Annotated in this window: 4 protein-coding genes; 1 reads left to right on the top strand and 3 read right to left on the bottom strand. The window is 67.6% G+C overall.

The features are described 5' to 3' along the window. Window positions 1–27: 27 nt before the first annotated feature. Together ABZ646_RS45245 and ABZ646_RS45240 are read right to left on the bottom strand one after the other, a co-directional pair. The gene (locus ABZ646_RS45245; protein WP_360533247.1) at window positions 28–291 is read right to left on the bottom strand and encodes a DUF397 domain-containing protein; all 264 of its coding nucleotides are present in this window, start codon (window positions 289–291) and stop codon (window positions 28–30) included. Window positions 292–300: 9 nt separating this feature from the next. Beyond that, a complete protein-coding gene (locus ABZ646_RS45240; protein WP_360533243.1) occupies window positions 301–1,161 on the bottom strand; it encodes a helix-turn-helix transcriptional regulator in 861 nt (286 codons plus the stop codon). 233 nt (window positions 1,162–1,394) lie between these two features. Here ABZ646_RS45240 and ABZ646_RS45235 point away from each other — a divergent pair, with 233 nt between their 5' ends. Next, window positions 1,395–1,853, top strand: coding sequence for an ATP-binding protein (locus tag ABZ646_RS45235; protein ID WP_360533240.1), 459 nt, complete (start codon window positions 1,395–1,397; stop codon window positions 1,851–1,853). Between the two features lie 33 nt (window positions 1,854–1,886). On the opposite strand, the gene ABZ646_RS45230 is transcribed toward ABZ646_RS45235, so the two are convergent. Next, on the bottom strand, window positions 1,887–2,284 hold a 398-nt coding region (locus tag ABZ646_RS45230; RefSeq protein ID WP_360533237.1), incomplete at its 5' end, for a C40 family peptidase.

The following is a 2,284-nucleotide window of genomic DNA, read 5'->3' as shown; positions in this document are numbered from 1 at the left end:
GGAGGTTCTGCGCCGAGGTCGAACCGGTCACGGAACACAGCTTCTGGCCGTTGAGGTCCGTGCCCTTGGAGATGGTCGAGCCACGAAATCCGCCCAGCTCTCGGGGGAGAAGAGCAGTGCGGGTCCGGCGGGGTGCTTGGAGTCGCGTACGGCGAGCAGACCGGCCGGTGGGCCGGAGCACGGCCGTGCCGTCTCCACGCAGTTGTTCGCTCCGGTGCTGTAGCTGCTGCGCAGCCATCGCACACCGGGCAGATCAGTACTTGAAGGTACGTTCCGAGGCAGTGCAGTCATGGTGCCTCCTTACGCGCCGTCACCTATCCCGGCGATGTAATCCAACGAGTCCTCGGGTGAAAGGGCGTGGATCTGAAGGGTGTTGAAGGCCTCCGCGTACGCCTGGAGGTCTTCTTTCCGCTCGAGGTAGAGGCTACTCGTCAACTGGTCGAGAACAACCACATCCAGATCAGAAGTGCTCGGAAATGAGAAGATTACGAAAGGGCCGGTGATGCCGACATGTGCCCCCGCCGCGAACGGCAGCACCTGGATCCGCACCTGCGGCAACCGGGCCGCCTCCGTCAGCCGCGCCAGCTGGCGGGCCATCACCCCCGGGCCGCCCACCTCCCGGCGCAGCACCGCCTCGTCCAGGACCGCGCTCAGCTTCAGCGGCGGATCGCCCCGTAGCACGTCCTGCCTGGCCAGACGCACCTCCACCAGGGCGTCGAGGGCCTCGTCGTCGAGCCCGTCGGCGGCCACCCGGGTCACCGCGCGGGCGTACTCGGCGGTCTGCAACAACCCCGGCACCACCGAGGTCTCCAGCGTGCGCATCGCGCCCGCCTGCGACTCCAGGCTGATGAAATCCCGGTAGGCGGGCGGCAGTACCCCCCGATAGGCGTGCCACCAGTGATGTCGTCCCGCGGTGTCCTCCGACCCCGCCAATACCAGCAGCAACTCGCGCAGTTGTCCCTCGGCCACCCCGTAGGCGTCGAGGAGTAACCGCACATCGGCCGGTTTCACACCGCTGGCGCCGGTTTCGATCCGGCTCACTTTCGACTGGTGCCAGCCCACCAGGCGGGCGGCCTCGCCGCTCGTGAGACCCGCACCGGTGCGCAGCATGCGCAGTTCGGCGCCCAGTTTCCGGCGGCGTACCGCGGGACCGTTCTGCATGGGCTACTCCTTACTCAATCTGGCCGCCCATATACGGTCCGGTGTCGCAGAGTTCACCGCTTCGAGCGACAGATATATGCACATCTTGGTGGATCGCTCCCCGTGACCGGCCCCGTAATGGCAGTCTGGCGGAGAAGTACCAGTCCGGGACCGTACTCGAACCATCCGCACCGTGTCGGACTCCGGTCCCGAGGAAGTCGGACTCCGGTCCCGAGGAAAGGGACGACGTCGCCATGGCAGACCACCTGGAAGCATCCGTCACCCTGCCGAGCGATCCCGCCTCGGTCTTCGCGGCCCGGGCGTATGTGCTGGACACCCTCGCGGAGTGGGGACTGCCACCGGAGACGGACACGGCGGACACCATCCGCCTCATCGTCTCCGAACTCGCCACCAACGCCGTGCAGCACACCTTCGGGCAGTCGCCCACCTTCACGGTGGACCTCGTCCTCCACCGTGACGAGCACCTGCGCATCGGCGTCACGGACAGTCATCCGCGCTTCCCCAGGAGACTTCCCGCCGCGGTCCAGCAGGACAACGGCCGCGGCATGGTCATCGTCCGCTGGCTCACCGCCGAGTACGGCGGCACACTCCGGGTCCGCCCCACCCGGGAGGGCGGCAAGACGGTCTTCATCGAACTGCCCTGGACGGTCCCGGCCCACCCCGTCACCGCAGCCGGCCAGCAGGAGCCGTAGCCCTGAGCTCCCGCCGGCCGGTGCGCGGCGGGGTCAGCTGACCCGGCCGTACCAGACGCTCTTCGTCCAGATCTTCTGGAGCTTCACCACGTCCCCGGTCTTCGGGGCGTGCCAGATCTTTCCCTTCCCGGCGTAGATGCCGACGTGGTACACGCTGGAACCCGAGTGGAAGAAGACCAGGTCCCCGGCCTTGCGGCTGCCGGCCGAGATGTGACGGGTCTTGTTGTACTGCTGGGCCGCCGTTCGTGGCAGGGTCTTGCCCGCCTTCTTGAACGAGTACAGGGTGAGCCCGGAGCAGTCGAACCTGTTCGGTCCGGTGGCGCCCCACCGGTAGGGCGAGCCGGGCACCGAAGATGTGGGCCTTACGAGCGCTGGCGAGCAGCGACTCGTTGATGACGCCGATCGTGGTGCACTCCTCGGACAGGGCGGGG

The sequence above is a fragment of the Streptomyces sp. NPDC007162 genome (assembly GCF_040634175.1).
Classification (GTDB): domain Bacteria; phylum Actinomycetota; class Actinomycetes; order Streptomycetales; family Streptomycetaceae; genus Streptomyces.
This window is presented reverse-complemented; position numbering and strand designations above follow the sequence as displayed.